The following is a 24,172-nucleotide window of genomic DNA, read 5'->3' on the forward strand; positions in this document are numbered from 1 at the left end:
AAAGCTCAGCGGCAAATGGATACCTGTAAGCGAGCCTGCTCGCGTCCTGTCACCTGCAGCCTTCTCTTAAAGCACCAACTCCTGCTGCTCATCCGGGACCCGCTCCTTGCGCATCTCCTCAATCACTTGCACGGTTTTGCTGACGATCCAGCGGTGCATGGGAGAGGTGGCCGTGCGGCGGTGGCTGACGATGCCCAGCGGAAAGAACGGCTCTACCTGCAAGCTCTCTGGCAGGGGCTTGCGAACAATGTCGTAAAACTCCCCCTCCACTTCCAGGTCCTGCAAGCTGCCAATCATCAGGCAATCGGTATTGAACACGGTATCCAGGGCGGTCATCAGCTGGGTGGTCACCAGCAGTTTTTCCCGGCTATAGCCCTGGCGCGCCAGCCACTGATCGAACAGGGTGGAGGAACGGGATGAAATGGATTCCGTATTCAGCATGTAATAGTGCACCCACTTGTAACGCAACATGCGCTCTACGGTGAGTTCGTCGTCTGCCAGCGGGTGCCCGCGGCGCATCCAGCAGGCCAGAGTAAAGCCGCCCAGTGGCGCTGAATCAAAATCGGGGGGCAACTCCTCCTCCCGTTCGACGGCAAAATCTACCGTGCCATCTTCCAGCTCCTGCACGTAGGAGCCCAGTTCACTGGCCACCGCCAGTGTCAGGTTGGGCGCTTCCTGGTTGAGAATCTTCACCAGCCGGGGGACGATCAGCACAGCGAGAAATTCCGGCATCGCCATACGCACTTCACCGGTGAACTTCATCGGGCTGATTTCCTTGTTGCGCACCAGGTCAGAAACTCTCGCCAATACATCTGGCAACTGGCGCTGCAACTCCTGGGCTTTGGGTGTGGGCGCCAGGCCGCGACCACTGCGCACCAGCAGAGGGTCGCGATACAGGTCGCGCAAGCGCTGCAGGGTTTTACTCATTGCCGGCTGGGTAATAAACAGGCGGGCAGCGGCGCGGGTGACATTGCGCTCCTCCAGCAATACCTGTAAGGAAACCAGCAAATTGAGGTCTACCCGGGAAAGAGTAACCGGATCCATAAATAACCTTTAGTTATCCAAAAAATAAGAACAATATATTTTCATTATCCTTAACTGCTCAGGATAATGCCAGCCATTCAACGGCCACAGAACGCGACAGGAGTCCGAAAATGATTGCCATTTACCTGATCAAAAGCACAACACAACTTTTGCAGCAAGCCATCCGTACAGGCAAAGCCCAAGCAAACGACAGCAGCGACTGACCCCAACCCGCAAAAGCCCCAATCACGAACTTGGCGAGAAGCACCAGCTTCTCGCCTTTTTTTGTATCACATCAATAGAAGTCACATTCCCTTGAGTTATACAAAATATAAAATCAATACATTTTATTTATTTTTATAAACTCCCTATATTGCCTGCCATCGAACAACCCAACGGACACAAGGAGCCACAACATGTTGATCATGACCATAATGTTCGCCATTTCAGGAATACTCGGCTCAGCCATTGCCTGGGATGACCTGAAGCACAACCAGGAAAGCAACCCAAAAAACGAAGCCTGACCACCTTTGAGTCAGTTAGAACAGGAATAAAGCCATGCTAGTAATGACCACAATGCTGTCAATTGCCGCCCTGCTGGGCACCGCCATCGCCGTCGACGACCTGCAGGCCGCATTAAAGAAACCAACAAATAACTGCAAACAATAACCAGCAGTTATTTGAAACATAAAATCAATACATTTTTGTTATTTTGATGAAATCTGTATTGTTACACCCATACATCGGCCAACCAAACCCACGGAGGTAATCGCCATGTTTGTTATGACTGTAATGTTTGCCATTTCCGCACTATTGGGTTCGGCAATTGCAATTGATGATTTAAAGCCTGCTATCGAACAAAAAGCCTCTTAAGCAAGAGCAGGCCAACCCGTTTACCTACCCTCCTATCCAAACTAATTTTGGATTTTTGCCGGAAACACCTTGTTTCCGGCTTTTTTTTGCCTGCTATTTGGGCATTGGCGGCCACATGGCGCAACCACTCCGCACCCAACCGCCCGTTATTCCGCCTTTTTGAACTGCATTCGCTTGGGCTCAGGATTGAAATTGACACTGTAGTTGAGCTTTGGTGTGGTGTACTGCTTTTGCGCCTTTGCAATGTTATTACGAACTTCATACCACACCTTCATAACCACCCAACCCTTCTTTTTGCTGGCATCACCGCTGCCAGCCGCCGATGACAGCGTTTTGCCGGGGTCTTGCTGACGAACATAGTGGCTAAAGCGCATCTGCTGAGAACCCGCCTTATCAAAAATAAAGGTACGCACAGGGCTTTCAAAACCGCCACTGCCCACCAGCTGCGCCTTTATGGTGCCGGCTCCGGCAGCAGTAATATTACCCACCAGCTGCAAGCGCTGGGGACTTTTGCCAACCAGCGTGGTATCTACCGCTGTCAGCGTGGCCGATTTAAAAATATGCCTGGTTTCACCAACGTCCGGTTTGCCGGGCCTGGTCGATGTACCGGGTTTGGGGCGATCCACATTGGGGTTTGCCGCACAGTAAACCCAAACGCCCAGCTTGGCACTGTCGCCGTCCACCGCACCTTTCAATATATTGTGAGAGCAAAAAACCGTGCCCTGGGCCTCGGCCACATCGGGCATGTAGAGCGTAAAGCCTTTCTTGACGATGTCTTTCTTGGATCGATTGTGTTCCAGGCTCAGGGTTTTGAGGTGGTGATTACACCAACTGGCGGGCGCCAGGCCAGCAATGCCACCGTAGGGCACCTTAATCTGCGCATAACCGGTTTCAAAACCTCCGCCCTTGTCGCTGCCACTGGCGGTTTCACCCGCCAATTTGACACTGACACCACTGACCTTGCGCTTGCCGCTGCAGGACGCGGTGTATTTGGTAAGAAACGTCAGCTTTTTATGGGTATTGGCCACGTGGCTGTAGGTGGTGCCGGATTCGACGTACACCTTGATAACCGGGCCATTGATCGGCACCCGGGGCCCGTAGGCCGGGTCTTTGGCTGCCATCTTGTAAACCCCCTGATCCAGTTTCAGGTTGGCATTCTTTCCCGCTTGCACAGGCGTGGCTGCCAACGCCAGTGCACAGGTAGCTACCGCCGATAGTGTTTTCATGGTTTCCCCCAAAGGCTGACTGCTTTATTCCCCCACTATTTCATGGCTGTGGGATATGGTGACTCCCCCCTCCTGTAACATTATAGACGCCGAGCAATACTTCTCTGCGGACAGTTTGACCGCCTGCTCCACTGCCTTTTCCGACAAGTTGTCGCCACTGACTACAAAGTGCAGGTTTATGGCAGTAAACACCGCAGGCACCGCATCCGCACGCTGGGCCTGCACCTGGCAAACGCAGCCGCTGACCGCCTGGCGACGCTTTTTGAGAATACTCATCACGTCGAATGACGAACAGCCGCCCACCCCCAGCAGCAACATTTCCATGGGCCGCGGCCCTTTGTTTTCGCCACCATGATCCGGCGGCCCGTCCATAACTACCTGGTGGCCACTGCCTGTTTGCCCCACAAAACTGGCGTTGCCGCCCCAGGAAACTGTCACTTGCATTACTTTTGCCCCCTTGAATTTCTACGTAAAAAGTATGAACACTCTGATAATTGCCGATTATTCTGTTTTATTTTTCATAACGAGCTACAGTTCACAGAACAAACGTGCTTTACTTAACCGTCAGTGTGTCAGCCAGTTTGTGATGATAGCCAATGGCTATATTCCAATAAAAACTACTGGCGGCACGCTTATGACGACATTCAAATTCGCACTCGACGTAAAAGAAGAAAGGAGCGAAGACGACGTGAGCCCCGCCCCCATCACTCCCCATATCCCCAATGTTGAGCAGTTTCTTATTCACTGCCACCGCCGCCGCTATCCCGCCAAGAGTACCATTATTTACGCTGGCGACGAGAGCGACACCCTGTACTACATCACCAAAGGGTCTGTAACCGTTCTGATTGAAGACGACGACGGTCGCGAGATGATTGTCGCCTACCTCAATGAAGGCGACTTCTTCGGCGAAATGGGCATATTCGGCCAGAACGACCGCAGCGCCTGGATTCGCGCCAAAGTGGAATGCGAAGTGGGGGAAATCAGCTACTCCAAATTTCACGAAGTGGCCAAAAACCACCCGGAATTTATGCACGCCATCGGCTGCCAGATCGCCAAGCGGCTGCGCAACACCACCCGCAAAGTGGGCGACCTGGCGTTTATGGACGTGACCGGCCGTGTAGCCCGCACCCTGCTGGACCTGAGCAAAGAACCGGACGCCATGACCCACCCGGACGGCATGCAAATCAAAATCACCCGCCAGGAAATCGGCCGTATTGTCGGTTGTTCACGAGAGATGGTGGGCCGGGTTTTGAAAAACCTCGAAGACGAGGGGCTGGTGCATGTGAAGGGCAAGACGATGGTGATCTTTGGCACACGCTGACGGGTTACGGGCTGATCGAGCGTAATTGATCTTCAAACCAAACCGTAGAAGGCGACCAATGTGTCGCCTTTTGTCATTCTGAGCGCAGCGAAGAATCTCAACAGTTGCGGTAGACTATGAGATCCTTCGCTGCCCTCAGGATGACACGTACGCCGGGGCTGCCCGTTGCCCGCAGCCCTTTGCTCGCAGCTAAAAAAACAACTCCGCCAGCCTCTCCCCCGGTTCATCCGCGCGCATAAACGCCTCTCCCACCAAAAACGCATTGATGTTGTGCTCGCGCATGATGGCCACGTCTTCGGCGGTGTGAATGCCGCTTTCGGTGACCACCACCTTGTCATCGGGGATCATGGATAGCAGGTCGACGGTGGTATTGAGGGAGGTATCGAAGGTGTGCAGGTCGCGGTTATTGATGCCCAACAAACGGTTATCCAGCCCCAGCGCGCGCGCGCACTCTTCCGCATTGTGCACTTCCACCAGTACATCCAGCCCCACTTCACGGGCCAGGCCATTGAGGTCGGCCATTTGCTGGTCCGACAGGCAGGCGGCGATCAGCAAAATGCAATCGGCGCCCAGGGCGCGGGCTTCGACAACCTGAAACGGATCGATGGTGAAATCCTTGCGCAACACCGGCAGCTCTACCCCGTTCCGCGCCGCTACCAGGTACTCGTCTGCGCCCTGGAAAAAATCGATGTCAGTAAGCACTGACAAACAGGCTGCGCCATATTTCTCATAGCTTTTGGCAATCTGAACCGGCTCGAAGTGCTCGCGAATAACGCCCTTGCTGGGGGAGGCTTTTTTTACTTCGGCAATCACCGCAGATTGGTTATTGGTCAGCTTTCCTTCCAGTGCCGCCACAAAGCCACGGGCGGGAGCTTGACCCACCGCCCTGGCACGCATTTCGGCCAGTGGTGTTTTCGTCAAACGAGCGTCTACTTCCTCGCGTTTGCGAGCAACGATTTTTTTCAGGACGGTTGGGGTGTCTATTGTGGTCATCAGGTTTTATCTACTTTACAAACATCATCGTCGAACGCAGGATTGCCGCGCTGCGCTCGCAATGACAGGGTTTTACAAAGAGCTGGATAAATCGGCCAGTTCATTCAGCTTTCCCAAAGCCGCACCGGAGCTGATAGCGCTCAGCGCCCGCTCAACCCCCTGCTGCAAACTGCCCATTACGCCAGCGGCATACAGCGCCGCCCCCGCATTAAGGGCAACAATATGAGCTGCGCCGTGGTCTGCATTACTCAGTGCGGTGTTCACCATGGCCAGGCTTTCCTCCGCATTGCCCACCTTTAGCGGCGCCAGGCTGGAACGCGGCAGGCCAAAGTCCTCAGGGGCGATTTGATATTCTGTCACTTCGCCGTCTTTCAACTCCGCCACCCAGGTTTCTGCGGCGATGCTGATTTCGTCCAGACCGTCGGCGGAGTGCACCACCAACACATGCTGAGCGCCCAATTCCCGCACCACTTCAGCCACCGGACGCAGCCAGTCGCGGCTGAACACGCCCAGCAGCAAATTGGGCACCGACGCCGGGTTGGTGAGCGGCCCCAGCAGGTTAAATACCGTGCGCGCACCCAGCTCCCGGCGCGGGCCTATGGCGTACTTCATGGCGGCGTGATGGTTGACGGCAAACATAAAGCCCACGCCCACTTGCTCTATGCACTGTTTGACCTGATCCGCACTGAGATTGAGATTAACCCCGGCGGCCTCCAGCAAGTCAGCACTGCCAGACTTGCTACTCACCGAGCGGTTGCCGTGTTTGGCCACGGTAGCGCCCGCTGCGGCAGCCACAAATGTAGACGCGGTAGACACATTAAAGGTACCGGCACTGTCGCCGCCGGTGCCGACAATATCCACCAGATGATCGGCGTTGACCGCCACCGGCGTTGCCAGTTGGCGCATTACAGCAGCGGCACCGGCAATTTCATCCACGGTTTCGCCTTTGGCGCGCAACCCCACCAGAAAGCCTCCGATCTGGGCATCACTGCACTGGCCGGTCATGATTTGCTGCATCACATCCTGCATGTCGGTGCGGGTGAGGTCGGTGTTGTTGAGTACCGCATTGATGGCGGTTTTGATTTCCATAGTGCCTCCTCTCACCCGTCATTGCGAGGAGCGTAGCGACGCGGCAATCTCCTTGTGTGCGGCAGCAAGCTGATGGAGATTGCCGCGCTGCGTTCGCAATGACGGGTTATATGTTTAAAAAATTCCGCAACAAATCGTGGCCGTGCTCGGTGAGTATGGACTCCGGGTGAAACTGCACCCCTTCTATAGCCAGTTCCCGATGGCGCACGCCCATGATTTCGTCGATGCTGCCATCGTCGTTTTGCGTCCAGGCGGTAACCTCCAGACAGTCCGGCAGGGTTGCCTGGTCGATCACCAACGAATGATAGCGTGTCACCGTAAACGGGTTACTGAGGCCGGCAAACACACCGCTGTTGTTGTGATGCAGCAGCGAGGTTTTACCGTGCATTACCTGTTTGGCGCGCACAATTTTTCCGCCGAATGCCTGGCCGATGCTCTGGTGCCCCAAACAAATGCCCAGCAGCGGTATTTTGCCCGCAAAGTGCTCGATGGCAGCGACGGAAATCCCCGCCTCGTTGGGCGTACAGGGCCCGGGGGAGATAACGATGCGCTCCGGTGCCAGTTGTTCAATGTCGGCAACGCTCAACTCGTCGTTGCGCACCACTTTCACCTCGGTATCCAGCTCAGCCAGGTACTGCACGACGTTGTAAGTGAAGGAGTCGTAGTTATCGATCATTAGCAGCATTGGCCAACTCCTCGGTTTGTTCGGTTGCATGCAGGACACTGACCTCCAGACGAACGTGTAAACGCGCCAGGGCATCCTGGGTGTCGCGCAGCTCTTTCAGAATTTCGTCGTGGGTGGGCGCGGTGCGCAGTTGGCGCAGCTTTTCCGCCTTGGCCTCATCCAGGTTGTTGAGCACCACAGCGATAAACAGATTGATCATCACAAAGGTACCCAGCACCACAAAGCTGACAAAGTACACCCAGGCCCAGGGCTTGACGGCCATGGCGGTGTACATGATGTCTGTCCAGTCTTCCAGGGTGACGATGCGGAACAGGCTCAACAGGGCGATGGGCAGGTCTTGCCAATGGGTCGGGTCCACATCGTGAAACAGGTAAAAACCCGCCACCGCGTAAATATAAAACAGCACGCACAGCAAAATCGCCACGTGGCCCATACTGGGCAGTGAGCGCAGCAGGGTATCCACAATCAGCCGCAATTCCGGAAAGGCCGACACCAGGCGCAACACCCGGAACAGCCGGGCGAGGCGCGCCAGCATTGCCAGTTCGCCGGAGTCCGGCGCAAGGCTCAGCAGGATGATGGCAAAATCAAAGCAGTTCCAGCCACTCCTGAAATAATCAAACGGCCTCGGCCAAGCGGCGGCCATTTTCAGCAACGCTTCGGCAATAAACGCCAGCAACACCGCCTGGTACAACACCGCAAACCCGTTGTGGTAACTGGCCGCTATGGAATCCCAGGTTTCCATACCCACGGCAATACCGTTGAGTACAATCAGGCCGATGATTAGTCCTTGAAAACGCCTGGATTCCGTGAGGCGCTGAGAGAATGTTACTAAACCAGTCATGTATCTTTGTATTTCCAGTTACGGGTTAGGCGTTGGATGTTCGACGTTTGACGAATCTGGCTCGGTGCCAAAATGTACCGTCGTCTAACGTCCAACATCGAACGTCAAACCACTACCCTTTCACCATAGCCACAGCGCGCATCATGGCCCGCGCCTTGTTCATGGTTTCTTTCCATTCCAGCGCAGGCACCGAGTCTGCCACCACACCGGCACCGGCCTGTACATAGAGTTTGCCGTCTTTGATCACTGCGGTGCGAATGGCAATGGCGGTGTCCATATTGCCATTCCAGGACAGGTAGCCCACCGCACCACCGTAGACGCCCCGCTTCACCGGCTCCACCTCGTCAATAATTTCCATGGCGCGAATTTTTGGCGCACCGCTCAAGGTACCCGCCGGGTGTGCCGCACGCAGCACATCAATGGCGCCAATGCCGGGCTTTACCTGCCCGGTAACATTGGAGGTAATGTGCATCACGTGCGAGTAGCGCTCCACCACCATTTTCTCGGTCAGTTGTACCGTACCCGTTTGCGATATCCGGCCAGCGTCATTACGGCCCAGATCAATCAACATCAGGTGCTCGGCAATTTCTTTGGGGTCGTTGAGCATATCCTGCTCCATGGCCATATCGTCTGCCTCAGTACGACCCCGGCGGCGGGTACCGGCAATAGGGCGCACGGTTACCTGGCCATCTTCCAGGCGAGCGAGAATTTCCGGCGAGGAACCGGCTATCTGGAAATCACCCATATCCAGAAAGTACATATAAGGGGACGGATTCAAGCAGCGCAGCGCCCGGTACAGGTTCAGCGGTTCGGCATGAAAGTCCGTGGTCAGACGCTGGGAAGGCACCACTTGCATGCAATCACCGGCAAAAATGTACTGGCGGATTTTTTCCACCACCGCCTCAAATTCCTGCTGTCCAAAACCGGAGGTAAAGGCTTGCTCGCAGGCCTCCTCACCATCCAGAGAAATAGCGCCCAAATCCGGCAGCGGATTGTGCAGCTGCTGCTCCAGTTGATTGATACGGCCCTGGGCACGGGCTTCGGCATGCGCTTCTGTTGGGTCCGCATGAACAATCAAAATCAGCTTGCCCGCCAGGTTGTCAAATACCAGAACTTCGTCGGACACCATCAACAGAATATCCGGCGTACCCAGCTCGTCCGGCGGGCAGCCCGGTGCCAGGCGGGGCTCCACATAGCGCACGCAGTCATAACCGAAATAACCCACCAGGCCGCCGTTCATGCGCGGTAGCTGGGGCAAGTCCGGGGCGTGAAAACGCTGCTGGAACTGCTCCACAAAGGCCAGCGGATCGGCCGCCTCGCACTGCTCAACGACTTCGCCATCGGTTTCTACCGCAATCTGGTTGCCATGCACTTTCAGCACCGTGCGCGCAGGCAGGCCGATAATGGAGTAGCGCCCCCAGCGCTCCCCGCCCTGCACCGATTCAAACAAGTAGGTGTATTGCCCCCGGGCCAGTTTCAGATAGCTGGAAAGCGGCGTTTCCAGATCGGCAAGCACCTCACGCACCACCGGAATGCGGTTGTAGCCCTGGGCAGCCAGTTCAGAAAATTCAGGTATGTTCATGGTCTTTTAAAGGCGATAAGTCACAGAAAGCCGATCAGTGTCTGATCGAGGGCCATGCGCGCAGACACGGCAGGGAATTACCAGGGTTGCCATCGCCCGGCGGAAGGGAACACCGTGTTACATGCGGTGAAGCGCATTGAGAGTCTCCGTAAATTGGAGGGGGATTGTAGCTGAGCTGCGGGTTACTGGCTACAACCGGTGAGATTCTTCGCTGCGCTCAGAATGACAATTTTGCTCGATTCACCCGAAGCCCGAAGCCCGCCGCTCGCAGCCAGAATTCACACCTTGGCCAACTCTTCCCGCATCCGCGCAATCTTCTCCGCGTACACCGTTTCCCCAGCCCCGCCCTTGCCAAAAATCGCAGACCCGGCCACAAAGGTATCGGCACCGGCGGCGGCGATGTCGCGGATATTGTCAGCGGTAACGCCACCGTCGATTTCAAGGCGGATGTCGTAACCGCTGGCGTCAATCAGGGCACGGGCCTGGCGCAACTTGTCCAAAGTGCCGGGGATAAACTTCTGACCGCCAAAACCCGGGTTTACCGACATCAGCAACAGCATATCCATCTTGTCCAGCACGTGCTTGACCGGTTCTAAAGAGGTGGCCGGGTTGAGTACCAAACCGGTCTTGCAACCCAGGCTGCGGGCCAGTTGCAGGGAGCGGTCCACATGGCGGGAGGCCTCCGGATGGAAAGTGATATAAGTGGCCCCGGCATCGGCAAACATGCGGATCAGGTCGTCCACCGGCTCCACCATCAAATGCACGTCAATGGGTGCGTCAATGCCGTAGTTGCGCAAGGCCTGGCACACCATGGGGCCGATGGTGAGATTGGGCACGTAATGGTTGTCCATGACATCGAAATGAACAATGTCGGCACCGGCGCGAAGCACGGCTTCCACCTCGTCACCCAGGCGAGCAAAGTCAGCGGAAAGAATGGATGGCGCGATTTTGTAGTCTGGCATTGGCTTATCCGGAGCGTGGCTGAGAGGTCGCCATTATCACCGTGACTCAGATCAAACTCCATTGTTTTTCAATAAACAGCACTTGAAAGTTGCCCGGATTGCCCTAAAGTTAATCATGCACATTAATAGAAAAGAAGAAGGAAACAACCTATGAAATTGGATCTGTCTGGACACCATGTAGAAATCACCGATGGCCTGCGCGAAGCCGCCGATAGCAAATTTGCCAACATCAAGTCTCACTACCCCGACCTTACCAACCTCTCCCTGATTCTTACCGTCGAACGCCACGAACACAAAGTGGAAGCCAACACCAGCTACAAAGGCGCTCCCGTGGCCGTACACGCCTCCAACGACGACATGTACGCTGCCCTGGCCAACGCATCCAGCAAACTCAGCGCTGCCCTGGCCCACCGCAAGGGCGCCGCCAGTGCCGGGCGCCACAAAAAACCCGACTACCAAATCAGTGCCGCTGAATAGCCGCACCTGACAGCTCAACAAACCCCGCTGTCAGCGGGGTTTGTTGGCAGGGGTTTGTTGGCAGAGATTACCCAAAAATCAAAGCGCCTTTTTCACCCACCCCAGCGCCTTTTCGATTGACCCGATCATGGCCCCCGCCACATCAATCTGAGTGGCCGATTCAATACCTTCCAGACCCGGCGATGAATTTACTTCCAGTAACAGCGGCCCCTTGCTGGAACGGATAATATCCACCCCGGCCACTTTCAGACCCATGGTTTTGGCGGCTTTGATCGCCAGCTTTTTCTCCGCCGTTGTGACTTTCACGATCGAGGCGCTGCCGCCCTGATGGATATTGGCGCGAAACTCGCCGGGAGCGGCTGTGCGTTCGATGGAGGCCACCACTTTGCCGTCAATCACAAAACAGCGCAGGTCCTTGCCGCTGGCTTCCTTGATAAACTCCTGCACCAACAGGTTGGCCTTCAGGGATTTGATGGCGTTAATCACACTCTCCGCCGCTTTTTTGGTCTCCGCCAGCACCACACCGCGTCCCTGGGTGCCTTCCAGCAACTTCACAATCAACGGAGCTCCGCCCACCATTTCAATCAGATCGTTGGTGTCCATGGGAGAGCTGGCAAAGCCGGTGGTGGGAATATCCAGCCCGCTTTTTTGCAGCAATTGCAGAGAGTAGAGCTTGTCCCGGGACGAGGTCACCGCCGCGGAAGAGTTGAGGGCAAATACCCCCAGGCTCTCAAAGTGACGGGTCAAGGCGCAACCGTAAAAGGTGAGACTGGGACGAATCCGGGGAATCACCGCATCCAGATCATTGAGTACCCGTCCCCCGCGGTAGTAAATCTCGGGCTCCTCAGCATCCAGCTTCATGTAGCACTGTTTGATGTTGAGAAAGATCATTTCATGGCCACGTTCGGCACCAGCCTCCATAATCCGCCGATTGCTATACAACTCCGGATTGCTGGCCAGCACACCAATTTTCAGACCGTCGGCGGCACGCTCGACAATACCGTATAGTTGGGTGATTTCTTTATTGGACAATTCCCCCAGGCAAAAACTTGCGGCGGGATCCACCAACATGCGGCCGCCCATGGCCTCCCGCCCCAGCAACATGCGGTAGCCCATGGAATCGCGATTGCTGAGGGTCAACTCGATCTCCCAAATATCGCCACCGATCTGCACCGGCGCCATAATCACATAGCGCTTCTCACGGGTGCCGTTGGAGCTTTTGATATAACGGCGATCCACCACCGGGGATTCGCAGTGCACAGTGGTACTGCGATCCCCCTGCAACGGGTGTATATCAAAACTCACCCAGGCTTGGGAGTTGCGGGTAAAAGACTGAATATTAAAGGCGTGCAGGGACGAGGTTTTGGCCCCGGAATCCACTCGCGCCTTGATAGCGGGCATCCCCAAACTCGGGAAAGAACACCACTCCTCACTGCCAACGATCAGTTTTTGTTCTTGTTGCATGGGCCACTCCCGCAAATATTTCGTCGCCTTATGGAAAGCCATGGGAGGTTATCTGGAAAACCCTTACCAGTAAATACGGCAACCAATGAGCAGAGCCATCCCGAATGGCCACCCACAAAAAAGGCCTCTTGCGAGGCCCTTTTGTACAACAGCAGTTACTGAACCATCAGGCCCAGATAACTTCGTCGTCTGGCTGCACCGCATCGACAATGGGCAGGCCCACACGGGAGATGTTCACCATGTGTTTCCAGTCCAGGTTTTCCGAGATGCTGTTATTGCCCCAAGAGCCACAACCCAGGGTGGTGGTGGGCGCAAAGCCGTTGAAGAAGGAACCGCCGGCACTCAGTGAGGAAGGCTGGTTCACCACCAGGCGGCTGACGGTCAGCTCCAGGCCCGCCTGCTTGATGTGGTCTTCGTTATTGGAATGGATGCTGCAGGAATGCCCTTTGCCCTCGTAGTTGAGGTTGGACTGGGCAATGTGCAGCGCTTGGTCAAAGCTGCTGTACTTGAAAGTAGACAGCACCGAACACAGTTTTTCCTTGCACAGTACGTCTTCGCGGCCGATGCCTTCCGCCTTGAGCAGAATCACCCGCACGCCATCGGCAATCTCCACACCGGCGCGCTGGCCGATGATCTGGGAAGACTGGCCAATCACTTCCCGGTGCATTACACCGTCTTCGTTGTAGAGGGCTTTGCGGAATTGCTCAACGGTTTGCGGATCATCGAAGTAAGCCACTTTTCCGGTAGCCAGTAGCGCTTCCATCACCCTGTCGTAATCGTCTTCGTGGGCGATCACCGATTGCTCGGAAGAACAGATAATGCCGTTGTCGAAGGCGGCACCGGCAACCACTTTTTCAGCGGCAGCGTTGAAGTCGATGTCGCGGTCAAAGATGCATTGCACGTTGCCCGCACCCACACCGAAGGAGGGTTTACCACTGGAGTAGGCAGCTTTCACCATGGCCATGCCACCGGTGGCAACCACCACATCGGCCAGCTTCATCAGCTCGTTGGTCTTCTCGATAGAGCCCTGCTTGACCACTTGAATCAGGTTTCTGGGGGCGCCCAGCTTGTCGAATTCCCCGTGCCACAGTGACACCAGGTATTCGGACATTTTTTGCACGCTGGGGTGTGCCGCTACCACAATGGCGTTGCCGCCTTTAAGGGCGAACATGGCGTTACACATGGGTGTTACCACCGGGTTGGTGCACGGCGTTACCGCGCCCACCACACCGATGGGCTTGGCCACCAGATGCAGGTTTTTTTCTTCGTCGTGGCCGATAATGCCGATGGATTTAACGCCTTTCAGGTTGTTCCAGATGGTTCTGGACTTGCCCTTGTTTTTGAGGATTTTGTCTTCGTAAACACCCAGGCCGCTCTCGTCCACTGCCATGCGCGCCAGCTCCTCGGCGTTGTCAAAAACCACCTTGCCGACGGCCTTTACCAGAGCGTCAACCTGCTCCTGGCTGTAACCTGCAATTACCGCTTGAGCCTCTCTGGACTGGGCCACCAGCTCGGCAACTGTTTCTACCGCTATATCTGTCATGTCATTTACCTCAACCGTTTGTTTAGCCTGGCTTTTTAGCTCAAGTTATTAATTCAATTCTGCAAAACACTGTTCCAGAATATCCAGCCCTTCGTTGGCCACATCGTCGCCAATGGTCAGCGCTGGCAGGAAGCGAATCACGTTACTGCGAAAACCGCAGGACAGCAGTATTAACCCCTTCTCCTGCCCCTTGGCCACCAATGCTTTGGTGAGCTCCGGGTTGGGCTGCTCGCTGTCGCCATTTTCAATCAGCTCCATGGCGATCATGGCACCGCGCTCGCTACGGATTTCACCAATCAGGTTCGGATATTGAGATTGCAAAGCACCGAGGCGCTGGCCAAACAGCGCACCGATGTGGTTGGCGCGTTCTACCAGGCCTTCTTCTTCAATCACCTCCAGCACCGCCAGCGCTGCGGCACAACCGACGGGGGAACCGCCGTAAGTACCACCCAAACCGCCGGGGTTGGGAGCGTCCATTACCTCTGCCTTGCCAATAACCGCTGCGATGGGGAAGCCACCGGCAATGCCCTTGGCGGCGGTCATCAGGTCGGGCTCGATACCGGCGTATTCACTGCAGAAGAATTTGCCGGTGCGGGCAAAACCGGTTTGAATTTCGTCGGCGATCAGCATGATGCCGTGCTCGTCACAGAGCTTGCGCAGCGCCTGCATAAAGCTGGGAGGCGCCGGGTAAAAACCGCCCTCACCCTGCACTGGCTCAATAATGATGGCGGCCACATCGCTGGGCTCGATATCGACTTTGAACAGGTTGTTGAGCGCCTTCAGGGAATCTTCTTCGCTGACACCGTGGTAGGGAATGGGGTACGGCGCATGGAAAATTTCGCCGGGGAACGGGCCAAACAGGTTTTTGTAGGGCGTTACTTTACCGGTGAGGCCCATGGCCATCATAGTACGGCCGTGGAAACCACCGTTAAAGGCGATGACACCGCGGCGGCCGGTGTGAGCGCGGGCGATCTTGATACAGTTTTCCACCGCTTCGGCACCGGTGGTGACAAAGATGGTTTTCTTGGGGGTATCGCCGGGGGCCAGCTGATTGAGCTGCTCGGCCAGTTCAACAGCGCTGTCGTAGGGCGTCACCATCACGCAGGTGTGGCTGAATTTTTCCAGTTGCGCCTGAACCGCTGCCTTTACCTTGGGGTGATTGTGGCCGGTGTTGACCACCGCAATACCACTGCCAAAATCGACGTAGCGGTTGCCTTCCACGTCCCACAATTCGGCGTTGTCGGCGCGGTCGATGTAAAACGGCGCCAGGTTGCCCTGGCCACGGGCGATGGCCTGCTCTTTGCGGGCCTGAAGTTCTGCGTTGGTTGTCATATTGTTACCTTCTTTCTCGGGTAAACCCTGCGCTTGCATATTCATGGTTTAGTTCCTGTCTGAAAAAGCTCTTATCTTCGAGCCAATCGTACTTGGTTAAGGGTCGCACGCTTTTTGGGAGGAGTTTCGCTTTGTTCCTTCCCTTACCCCAATTATTTCGCGTTACTTTAAAACTGCGTCCAACTCGTTCCGAAGCCGCGCTTTTAGCGTGCGACCTCAGACGTGCGACGTGCGGCCAGGTTTTTTTACTTATCTATGCCGCCTATGCACATGTATTTAATTTCCAGATAATCATCGAGGCCGTACTTGGAGCCTTCGCGACCATCACCGGATTCTTTAATGCCACCAAAGGGCGCCATTTCGTTGGAAATAGCGCCATCATTAATACCGACAATGCCATATTCCAGCTCCTCGGAAACACGCCAGATACGGCCAATATCCCGGGAATAAAAATAAGACGCCAGGCCAAATTCGCTGTCGTTGGCCATGTCGATGGCCTGCTGTTCGTCACTGAATTTGATCAGCGGCGCCACCGGGCCAAAAATTTCTTCGCGGAATACCCGCATGCCATCGCACACGTTGGTGAGCACAGTGGGCTCCACAAAGGCACCGCCCAACCGGGAGCGACCGCCAGTGGCCAGGGTTGCCCCTCGCTCCACCGCGTCGTCGATTAATTCGCACACGCCGTTGGCGGCGCCTTCGTCGATCAGCGGGCCAAAGTTCACCCCGTCATCAACACCGTTGCCCACGATAAAGCCATCTTTCACCGCCTGCACCAGTTTGTCGGCGAACTCGTCGTAAATGCCTTCCTGCACCAGAATACGGTTGGAGCACACGCAGGTTTGCCCAGCGTTGCGGTATTTGGAAATCAGTACGCCCTGTACGGCGGCATCCAGGTCGGCATCGTCAAACACAATAAAAGGTGCGTTGCCCCCCAGCTCCATGGAGGTGCGTTTCACCGTGGCGGCGCACTGCGCCATCAGGTGCTTGCCCACCGGGGTAGAGCCGGTAAAGGTGACTTTGCGAACGATGTCGTTGCCGGTAATTTCGTCGCCAATGTCGCGGGTTTTGCCGGTCACCATATTGATAACACCGGCGGGGATACCGGCGCGGTGGGCCAGTTCAACCAGTGCATAGGCGGACAGCGGCGTGGCATTGGCGGGCTTGCACACCACGGCACAGCCAGCGGCCAGCGCCGGGGCAATTTTGCGGGTGAGCATGGCGTTGGGGAAGTTCCACGGGGTGATGCAACCCACCACACCCACCGGCTGCTTGATGCACACCAGGCGCTTGTCGTTGCTGGGGTGGGGAATGGTATCGCCGTATACGCGCTTGGCTTCTTCCGCGAACCATTCCACGTAGCTGGCGCCGTATAGGATTTCGCTTTTGGCTTCCGCCAGGGGCTTGCCTTGTTCCGCTGTAAGAATAGCCGCCAGGTCATCCTGGTGCTGAATGATCAGGTTGTACCAGCTGCGCAGAAAGGCAGCGCGCTCTTTGGCTGGGCGGTGCTTCCAGGCGTCTTGCGCTGCGGCGGCGGCTTCGATGGCGCGGCGGGTTTCAGCGCTGCCACATTTCACCACGTCGGCCAACAGTTCACCACTGGCCGGGTTGGTGACCGCCAGGGTTTCGCCGCTGTCTGCCGCCACCCACTCACCGTTGATGTAGGCCGAGGTTTTCAGCAGTGCATTGTCGTTTAAGGCCAGCGCCATGGTGCGACTCCGTAGAGAGAATAAGTAATACCCCGGTCAATCGGGGGCGCGAAATTATCAGGGTTTTTGCCGCCAATCTCTACCCTTGGGGGGTAGGAATAGAACGCCTCTTGTGACCGCCCCAAGCGGGGCGTTCAAGCGGTTGATTTGCCTTGCTTTTTGGCAGCTCTGGCGGACACAGTCGCTATTCAAAGTTTTGCCGGGGTATAACCGGCAAACTGCTCCCGCAGGGTTTTCTTGCTGACTTTGCCGGTGGCGGTGTGGGGCAACTCATCCACAAACTCGCAGGCCTGGGGTATCCACCAGTCGGCAACCTGGCCGCGCAGCGACGCAAGCACAGATTCGGCATCCGCTTCTGCCCCCGGATGCAGTACCACGATCAGCAGTGGCCGCTCCGTCCACTTGGGGTCGGGAATGCCAATCACCGCCGCTTCTGCCACCGCCGGGTGGCTCATGGCGGCATTTTCCACATCGATGGAGCTGATCCACTCGCCGCCGGATTTGATCACGTCTTTCACCCGGTCGGTAATGGTCATATAGCCATCGGAATCAATGGTGGCCACATCGCCGGTGGCAAACCAGCCATTATCAAAGCGGTCGTCGGCACCTTCCAGCTTGTAGTAGCCGTTTGCCACCCAAGGGCCACGCACTTTTAACTCTCCGGCACTGTCGCCATCCCAGGGCAGCTCGTTGCCCCGGGCATCTTCAATTTTCATTTCCAGACCAAACACTGCGCGTCCGGCACTCTGGCGATATTTGCCCTGCTGCTCGGCGGGCAGGTTCTCCAATCCCGGTGGGGGCATATAGTAAGCACCCAGTGGACTGGTTTCGGTCATACCCCAACCAGGGCGAACGCTGACGCCGAGACTTTCAAGGGCTTGCTTCAGGGACTCCGGGCAGGCGGCGCCGCCCACCACCACTTTTTGCAGCGAGGTAACCGACTCGCCAGTACGTTGCAGGTAGTCCACCAGTGCCAGCCAGATAGTCGGCACCCCCAGGGAATAATCTACCTGGTAACGGTTAATCAGCCCGGCGATCACCTCGCCGTCAAGCATTTTCGGCCCCGGCAATATCAGGCTGGCGCCAGTCATGGCGGCCGCATGCACGACTCCCCAGGCATTGACATGGAACATGGGCACCAGGGGCATTACCACACTGCGACTGCTCACAGCCATCACATCTGGCAGTGCGATCATCACTGTGTGCAGCACGGTGCTGCGGTGGCTGTAGAGCACGCCTTTGGGGTCGCCGGTGGTACCAGAGGTATAGCAAAGTCCGGCGGCGCTGTTCTCGTCCAGTTCCGGCCAGTCGAAGACTTCCGGCTCTGCGGACAACAGCTCCTCGTAGCAGAGTGCATTGGGCAGAGTCGTGTCGGGCATATGGGCACGATCGCAGAGCAACACAACCCCTTTTACACCGGGCAGATTGGCATGCAATTTTTCCACCAGGGGGGCGATAAGAGGGTCCACAAACAGCCACTGGTCTTCGGCGTGGTTGATGATGTAGGCCACCTGCTCCGGAAACAGGCGCGGGTTGATGGTGTGGCACACCGCGCCCAGGCAGGCGATGCCAAAGTACAGTTCCACATGACGGTGATCATTCCAGGCCAGAGTAGCAATGCGGTCGCCGGGCTTCACACCCAGGCGATGCAGTGCGTTGCCCAACTGATCGACGCGCCGGAAGGCATCGCCCCAGGTATATGCCTGATTGGGGTTATCCACTGTCACTGATGCCACAGTTGTGCGACCATGCACCTGCCGGGCGTGGCGCATAATTGACGTGACCGTCAGTGGGTAATCCATCATCTGTGCGCGCATACGCTAACCTCATATAAATGGTAACTATTCAGCATGTCCTGTAACTGTTCAGGTTGCGTGCCAAAACGTGCAGGGCAAGGCGACTCAATTGAGAAAATACGTGCTGAGTTTACACGTGTAAATGATCAATTTTTAACACAGCTATGCGCGTTTTGGCGCGTGAGCTGAATAGTTACATATAAATTACGTGATATTCAGAGCCACAATGCCATGAATAACGAATATAACCAACCGCTGGGCGGCAACCAAATGCCCCGTTTTGGCGGCATCGCCTCACTGTTTCGCCTGCCGCTACAACAAACCGCCGAAGGGCTGGATATCGCCCTGATTGGCGTACCGCTGGATATTGGTACCAGCAACCGCACCGGCACCCGCTACGGGCCCAGGCAAATTCGCACCGAATCGGTACTGGTGCGCCCCTACGGTATGTACACCCGCGCCGCGCCTTTTGACAGTTTTCAGGTAGCGGACATCGGCGATGTGCCTGTTAACCCGTTCAGCCTGGAAAAATCCATCGACATCATCGAGAGCTACTACGACGGCGTTATGGCCACAGGCGCAAAAACCGTTTCCTTCGGTGGCGACCACACCATCGCCCTGCCGATTTTGCGGGCACTGCACAAAAAGCACGGCACCATGGCGCTGATTCACGTAGACGCCCACGCGGATATCAATGACACCATGTTCGGAGAAAAAGTTGCCCACGGCACCATTTTTCGCCGCGCCATCGAAGAAGGCCTGGTAGACCCCAACAAAATGACCCAGATTGGCCTGCGCGCCACCGGCTATTCCGCCGAGGATTTCGACTGGGCACGCCATCGCGGTGTGCAGGTGGTACAGGCGGAGGAGTGTTGGCACAAATCCCTGGAGCCACTGATGGCAGAGGTTCGCGAACGCATCGGCCCGGACACCCCCTGCTACCTGAGTTTTGATATCGACGGTTTGGACCCCTCCGTGGCCCCCGGCACCGGAACCCCGGAACCCGGTGGCCTCACCACCGCTCAGGGACTGGAAATTATTCGCGGCTGCTGGGGGCTGAATATGGTGGGTGCGGATTTGGTGGAAGTGTCACCGCCCTACGACACCAGTGGCAACACCGCGCTGCTGGCGGCCAATCTGATTTTTGAAATGCTGTGCAGCTTTCCGGGGTGTGAGAGAAGGGATTATTAAACCGGCAACCTTATAGGTTGCGTTTAATAATGCGGCACAGGGATGTGCCGCCGCTGGCGTAGCCAGCGCGAGCTCAATAAAATCAAGCACTTCCGCGCAAGTGCGTCAGGTTTTATTGAGCGCGCAATAGAAAAGGCAGGGCGCCTTTTCTATTGCCGGGTTAATAGTCGCTACGCCAGGAGGGGCAATGCTTCCAGGCACGCCGTAAATACATCCATGTAGGCTCTTTTGCGGCACCCCTGCCGCAGACGGCCTGAAGCATTGCCCCCTCCCCCAGTCCAACTGACCACCTGGAAATTGACCTATGACAAAAATCGGGATTGCATTAGGCGGTGGCGGCGTGCGCGGCCTGGCACATATTCTGGCGCTGGAAACTCTGGACGAGTGCGGCATCAAGCCCGCCGCCATTGCCGGTACCAGTATGGGGGCCATTGTTGGTGCGCTCTATGCGTCTGGCTTATCCGGCACCGACATTCACGCCGGCATCAACCGCCATATCATCCGCAAGGGTGATGACCTGAAAAATATTCTTGCGAAAAAATCCGACTTATTGAAGTGGCTGAAACTGGCCACTCCCACTTTGCGCCGGGGCGGTTTTCTCAGTGCTGATAACGCCTTGCAATACCTTCTGGAGTTGATTGAAGTACGCACCTTCGAGGAATTAAAAACACCGCTGCGCGTAGTGGCCACAGATTTTTGGAGTGGTGACACGGTGACGTTTGACTCCGGCGAATTGTTGCCCGCGTTAAAGGCTAGCATGGCCATACCCGGCGTATTCCCACCGGTGGAAATTGATCGCCGCGTGCTGGTAGACGGCGGCATAGCCAACAACCTGCCCTACGACCTGCTGCCACCAGAGTGCGACCAAACCATCGCCGTTGACGTGGCACCCACTCGGGTTCCACAGAAAAAAGAAGCCGTTCCAGGACTGCTGGATGCAGTACTGGGCACCTTTGACATTCTGCTGGAAAATGCTGACCGGCAGCGACTGAAAACAACACCACCGACGATTTATCTAAAACCGGAAATTACCGGAGTGCGCACCCTGGATTTCGATATGATCGAAGAAGTATTTGAACAGGCAACTCCGGCAATGTCCGGGTTTCACCAAAGGCTGCTATCCCACCAAACGTGAAGACGTGAACCTGGAGTGCCTTGCTGTGACCGTGGCCAGCAAGGATGCTGGCCTCGAGCTTACATGGATGTACTTGCAGCGCGTCACAGCAAGGCGCTCCAGGTTTATGTCCCACACCAATACTATGCAGTTAAATACCAACCTTCTTTGGACTTGGTTTAAATGGCGAAAACCTCACCAGCCAGTAAGCGATGGCCGACAGCCACCCTGCCAAAATTACCATCAATACCCATGTTGCCGGCCGCCATACGCCCTCGCTCAGCCAACCGCCCAATACTTCGTAGCTCAGTGGCAACAATAACAACCAGGCCGCCAGAAACAGCCCGGGTCTGAGAGCGCTAAAAATTACCAATACCGATAAATACCAGGGGAACACCACCGGGCTGAGTAACAGCGGAACCATTAGCGCCAAGCCAAAACCTCTGACCGCGTCCCGGCGGCCAACAGATACCGCCAGCCACATGCCCAAGGCCACCAGCCCTGCGATCACCAACGGGCGAATTGTTTCCGACATCAACACACCAATCAGCACGAACAGTGGTGAGCCAAAACGCCATTTGTCAAAGAATTCCAACAGGATTCCAGCCGGCTGCCAACCCAACGCAAAGGCAACGCCGTATCCGACCAGCAGTGTCAACAAGCAACCCGCAAGCAACCGCCAGCGAGCAGGCCACTGGTGCAGCAAAAACCACATGACCGGCAACAGTACAATGGGCAACAACTTCACCAATACACCCAGACCAACAGCAACCCCAACAAACGTGTAGCGGCGCTGCAGCCAGCAGACAATAGCAACCACAATGGCCAGTGCACTGAAAATATCCAGGTGTGCAGCGATGCCGCCCTCCAATACCAGGATGGGCGACAGTGCCAACAATGCCGTATGACGCTGCTGCCCCAGCTGTTTCAGCAGCTTGCACCCCACCAACAACAATCCGGCACCGGCCAAAAAAACCACTATTTTCCACACCCAGAATGCTCCCTGTGGGCCAGCCGTGGCCGCCAGGGAAAACATGCCCATGGCCAACGGTGGGTACAACGAAGGGTAGGCATTGTGCTCGGGGGGTGGCGCCCATTGTTCGTGCAGTGATGGCGGCAGCGAGGCCGGTGCTGTGCGATAGGGGTCGTAACCGCTGAGTGCCACCTTGCCGTCCCACAGGTAGCGTTTGATGTCGTTGGAGGTATAACTATCCACGGGTATCAGCAACAGGCGCAACAGCAATGCCAGCCCTATCAGCCAGCGAAATTGTTGCGTGGTCCAGTGTACTGAGGAACGCCAGACGCCAAACATGCCCAAAGCCATCGCGGTGTATTGCAGGCAAACCCAAAAGCCAATATCCGCTGCCGGGAATACACCATCGCCACCCACTGACCCCGCAATTGGGAACGCCAGCAACACTGAAGCAACAACCAGAAAAAGGCTACTCACCAACAGCCGCGGTTTTTGCAGTAACATCAATTGGCCTGCTGTGCCGCCCGAATACTGCTGATGGCGGTACTGAGAAAACCGATATTCAGCAGCAGCAGAAAAGGCAATGCCAGCCACAGTTGTTGCCACAGGGCCCACACCAACACAACGCCGTACACACAGCCCAGCAGCAATTCAATAATGGTGCCCTTGGGGAACACCGCCCGGTAGCGCTGTTTTGTCGCTTTGCTGGCAGCGGTTTTTTGATCGCCTTCTTTGGGTGTGCGGATAAAGGGGCTGCGCTGCCCGAGCAGGGCTTCCGCCGCAGCGCGAGCGTTATTGAAGGACAGCTGTATACCCAGCAGTAACATGGCCGGAGCTTTGGAAATGGCAAACCAGGCTGAGCGCCCCAGCACTACCTGGCCAAACAAAAAATACGCCAGGTGGCCGCCGGTGGACATCAACAACATGGGCATATCCAGCCAGTAGGTATAGCCGATATCCAGGTGCTCACGAATCAGCAAACTGGGCACCAGCAGAAACACCGTGTCGATCATCATAATCAGATAGGCCATGTTATTGGCCAGATGAAAAGTTGATTCCAGTTTGGTACCCAGACTCAACGGCGCCCGCCACACCGAGCGCAGCAGTTTACGCATTACTTCAATGCCACCTTTTGCCCAGCGATGTTGCTGGCTTTTAAAGGCATTCATATCCGCAGGCAGTTCCCCGGGGCATTCAACGGACGGCATGTAACGCAACTGCCAGCCGCGAAGCTGGGCGCGGTAGCTCAAATCCAGGTCTTCTGTGAGGGTGTCGGCACTCCAGTTGCCCGCATCAATAATCGCCGCTTTGCGCCAGATGCCAGCGGTGCCATTAAAATTGTAGAGCGCACCGGTTGCGCCCCGCACCCACTGCTCCAAACCAAAATGCGCATCCAGGGCAACACCTTGTATGCGAGTGAGGTGGGAATCGTTCAGATTCAGGTGCCCCCAGCGCAGCTGAACCATGGCAACTTTGGGGTCGGTAAACTGGTGAATGGCGTCGTGGATCACCGACGCATTGGGCACAAAGTCGGCATCAAAAATGGCAATGTATTCGCCGCTGGCAAATTCCATGGCATCCGCCAAGGCACCGGCTTTAAACCCGTGCCTGAGCTCTCGCTGTACGTGATCGATATTTACACCATTGCGGCGATGATAAGCGACTCGCTCGGCAATAATATCGCTGGTGTCGTCGTCGGAGTCGTCAACAATTTGTATTTGCAATAACTCCGGCGGGTAATCCACCGCTGCCATGGCATCCACCACCCGGCGGGCCACAAAGCGTTCGTTGTACAGCGGAATCTGTATGGTGACTTTAGGCAGAAGCCGAAATTTTTCGCTGGCTGCCGGCAGGTTTTTTCGGTACTTCAGCCAGCGAAAAATCAATGACAAACGGTGTATGCCAGTCAAACTTAAAAATAACAGCAATAAAAAATGCACACCCAGCAAAACCAGGAAAACGGACGTAAACATAAAGG

General features: G+C 56.0%; 20 protein-coding genes. 4 read left to right on the forward strand and 16 right to left on the reverse strand.

All coding sequences use genetic code 11. The features are described from left to right. Positions 1-66: 66 nt before the first annotated feature. From ACVBEJ_RS03860 to ACVBEJ_RS03870, 3 genes are all read right to left on the reverse strand, one after another. The gene (locus ACVBEJ_RS03860; protein WP_447128283.1) at positions 67-1,044 is read right to left on the reverse strand and encodes a LysR substrate-binding domain-containing protein; all 978 of its coding nucleotides are present in this window, start codon (positions 1,042-1,044) and stop codon (positions 67-69) included. Between the two features lie 998 nt (positions 1,045-2,042). Then, positions 2,043-3,122, reverse strand: coding sequence for a hypothetical protein (locus ACVBEJ_RS03865; protein WP_447128284.1), 1,080 nt, complete (start codon positions 3,120-3,122; stop codon positions 2,043-2,045). Between the two features lie 24 nt (positions 3,123-3,146). Continuing rightward, the gene (locus ACVBEJ_RS03870; RefSeq protein WP_447128285.1) at positions 3,147-3,566 is read right to left on the reverse strand and encodes an OsmC family protein; all 420 of its coding nucleotides are present in this window, start codon (positions 3,564-3,566) and stop codon (positions 3,147-3,149) included. Between the two features lie 190 nt (positions 3,567-3,756). On the opposite strand from ACVBEJ_RS03870, the gene crp reads away from it, so the two are divergent. Then, positions 3,757-4,443, forward strand: coding sequence for a cAMP-activated global transcriptional regulator CRP (gene crp / locus ACVBEJ_RS03875; protein ID WP_447128286.1), 687 nt, complete (start codon positions 3,757-3,759; stop codon positions 4,441-4,443). Positions 4,444-4,632: 189 nt separating this feature from the next. Here crp and trpC read toward each other — a convergent pair whose 3' ends face one another. The 6 genes from trpC to rpe all read right to left on the reverse strand — a co-directional run bounded on the left by trpC (position 4,633) and on the right by rpe (position 10,595). Then, positions 4,633-5,436, reverse strand: a complete 804-nt coding sequence (gene trpC / locus ACVBEJ_RS03880) for an indole-3-glycerol phosphate synthase TrpC (RefSeq protein WP_447128287.1) — start codon at positions 5,434-5,436, stop codon at positions 4,633-4,635. Between the two features lie 72 nt (positions 5,437-5,508). Next, positions 5,509-6,525, reverse strand: coding sequence for an anthranilate phosphoribosyltransferase (gene trpD, locus ACVBEJ_RS03885; protein ID WP_447128288.1), 1,017 nt, complete (start codon positions 6,523-6,525; stop codon positions 5,509-5,511). A 106-nt stretch (positions 6,526-6,631) separates the two neighbouring features. Beyond that, the gene (locus ACVBEJ_RS03890) at positions 6,632-7,210 is read right to left on the reverse strand and encodes an aminodeoxychorismate/anthranilate synthase component II (protein WP_447128289.1); all 579 of its coding nucleotides are present in this window, start codon (positions 7,208-7,210) and stop codon (positions 6,632-6,634) included. Next, positions 7,191-8,051, reverse strand: coding sequence for an ion transporter (locus ACVBEJ_RS03895; RefSeq protein WP_447128290.1), 861 nt, complete (start codon positions 8,049-8,051; stop codon positions 7,191-7,193). The genes ACVBEJ_RS03890 and ACVBEJ_RS03895 overlap by 20 nt, the downstream gene beginning before the upstream one ends. Before the next feature lie 112 nt (positions 8,052-8,163). Further along, complete coding sequence (gene trpE / locus ACVBEJ_RS03900; RefSeq protein WP_447128291.1) at positions 8,164-9,633, reverse strand: anthranilate synthase component I; 1,470 nt, start codon at positions 9,631-9,633, stop codon at positions 8,164-8,166. A gap of 278 nt (positions 9,634-9,911) precedes the next feature. Then, positions 9,912-10,595, reverse strand: coding sequence for a ribulose-phosphate 3-epimerase (gene rpe, locus ACVBEJ_RS03905; RefSeq protein WP_447128292.1), 684 nt, complete (start codon positions 10,593-10,595; stop codon positions 9,912-9,914). Between the two features lie 150 nt (positions 10,596-10,745). Here rpe and hpf point away from each other — a divergent pair, with 150 nt between their 5' ends. After that, positions 10,746-11,072, forward strand: a complete 327-nt coding sequence (gene hpf / locus ACVBEJ_RS03910) for a ribosome hibernation-promoting factor, HPF/YfiA family (protein WP_447128293.1) — start codon at positions 10,746-10,748, stop codon at positions 11,070-11,072. A 78-nt stretch (positions 11,073-11,150) separates the two neighbouring features. On the opposite strand, the gene rimK is transcribed toward hpf, so the two are convergent. The 5 genes from rimK to ACVBEJ_RS03935 all read right to left on the reverse strand — a co-directional run bounded on the left by rimK (position 11,151) and on the right by ACVBEJ_RS03935 (position 18,937). Continuing rightward, positions 11,151-12,536, reverse strand: coding sequence for a 30S ribosomal protein S6--L-glutamate ligase (gene rimK, locus ACVBEJ_RS03915; RefSeq protein WP_447128294.1), 1,386 nt, complete (start codon positions 12,534-12,536; stop codon positions 11,151-11,153). 166 nt (positions 12,537-12,702) lie between these two features. Then, entirely contained in the window at positions 12,703-14,079 is a 1,377-nt protein-coding gene (locus ACVBEJ_RS03920) for an aldehyde dehydrogenase family protein (protein WP_447128295.1), read from the reverse strand. 48 nt (positions 14,080-14,127) lie between these two features. Continuing rightward, positions 14,128-15,456: a 4-aminobutyrate--2-oxoglutarate transaminase gene (gene gabT / locus ACVBEJ_RS03925; RefSeq protein ID WP_447128296.1), complete on the reverse strand. Its 1,329-nt coding sequence runs from the start codon at positions 15,454-15,456 to the stop codon at positions 14,128-14,130. A gap of 200 nt (positions 15,457-15,656) precedes the next feature. After that, on the reverse strand, positions 15,657-17,120 hold the full coding sequence (locus ACVBEJ_RS03930) for an NAD-dependent succinate-semialdehyde dehydrogenase (RefSeq protein WP_447128297.1): 1,464 nt from the start codon (positions 17,118-17,120) through the stop codon (positions 15,657-15,659). A 188-nt stretch (positions 17,121-17,308) separates the two neighbouring features. Continuing rightward, on the reverse strand, positions 17,309-18,937 hold the full coding sequence (locus tag ACVBEJ_RS03935) for a long-chain fatty acid--CoA ligase (RefSeq protein ID WP_447128298.1): 1,629 nt from the start codon (positions 18,935-18,937) through the stop codon (positions 17,309-17,311). A gap of 210 nt (positions 18,938-19,147) precedes the next feature. Between ACVBEJ_RS03935 and speB the strand changes: the two genes are divergently transcribed. Together speB and ACVBEJ_RS03945 are read left to right on the forward strand one after the other, a co-directional pair. Continuing rightward, positions 19,148-20,107, forward strand: a complete 960-nt coding sequence (gene speB, locus ACVBEJ_RS03940) for an agmatinase (protein ID WP_447128299.1) — start codon at positions 19,148-19,150, stop codon at positions 20,105-20,107. A 304-nt stretch (positions 20,108-20,411) separates the two neighbouring features. Continuing rightward, entirely contained in the window at positions 20,412-21,242 is an 831-nt protein-coding gene (locus ACVBEJ_RS03945; protein WP_447128300.1) for a patatin-like phospholipase family protein, read from the forward strand. A 130-nt stretch (positions 21,243-21,372) separates the two neighbouring features. On the opposite strand, the gene ACVBEJ_RS03950 is transcribed toward ACVBEJ_RS03945, so the two are convergent. Further along, entirely contained in the window at positions 21,373-22,698 is a 1,326-nt protein-coding gene (locus ACVBEJ_RS03950; RefSeq protein WP_447128301.1) for a hypothetical protein, read from the reverse strand. After that, on the reverse strand, positions 22,698-24,167 hold the full coding sequence (locus tag ACVBEJ_RS03955) for a glycosyltransferase (protein WP_447128302.1): 1,470 nt from the start codon (positions 24,165-24,167) through the stop codon (positions 22,698-22,700). The genes ACVBEJ_RS03950 and ACVBEJ_RS03955 overlap by 1 nt, the downstream gene beginning before the upstream one ends. Positions 24,168-24,172 lie beyond the last annotated feature (5 nt).

This window comes from Porticoccus sp. GXU_MW_L64 (genome assembly GCF_052983295.1).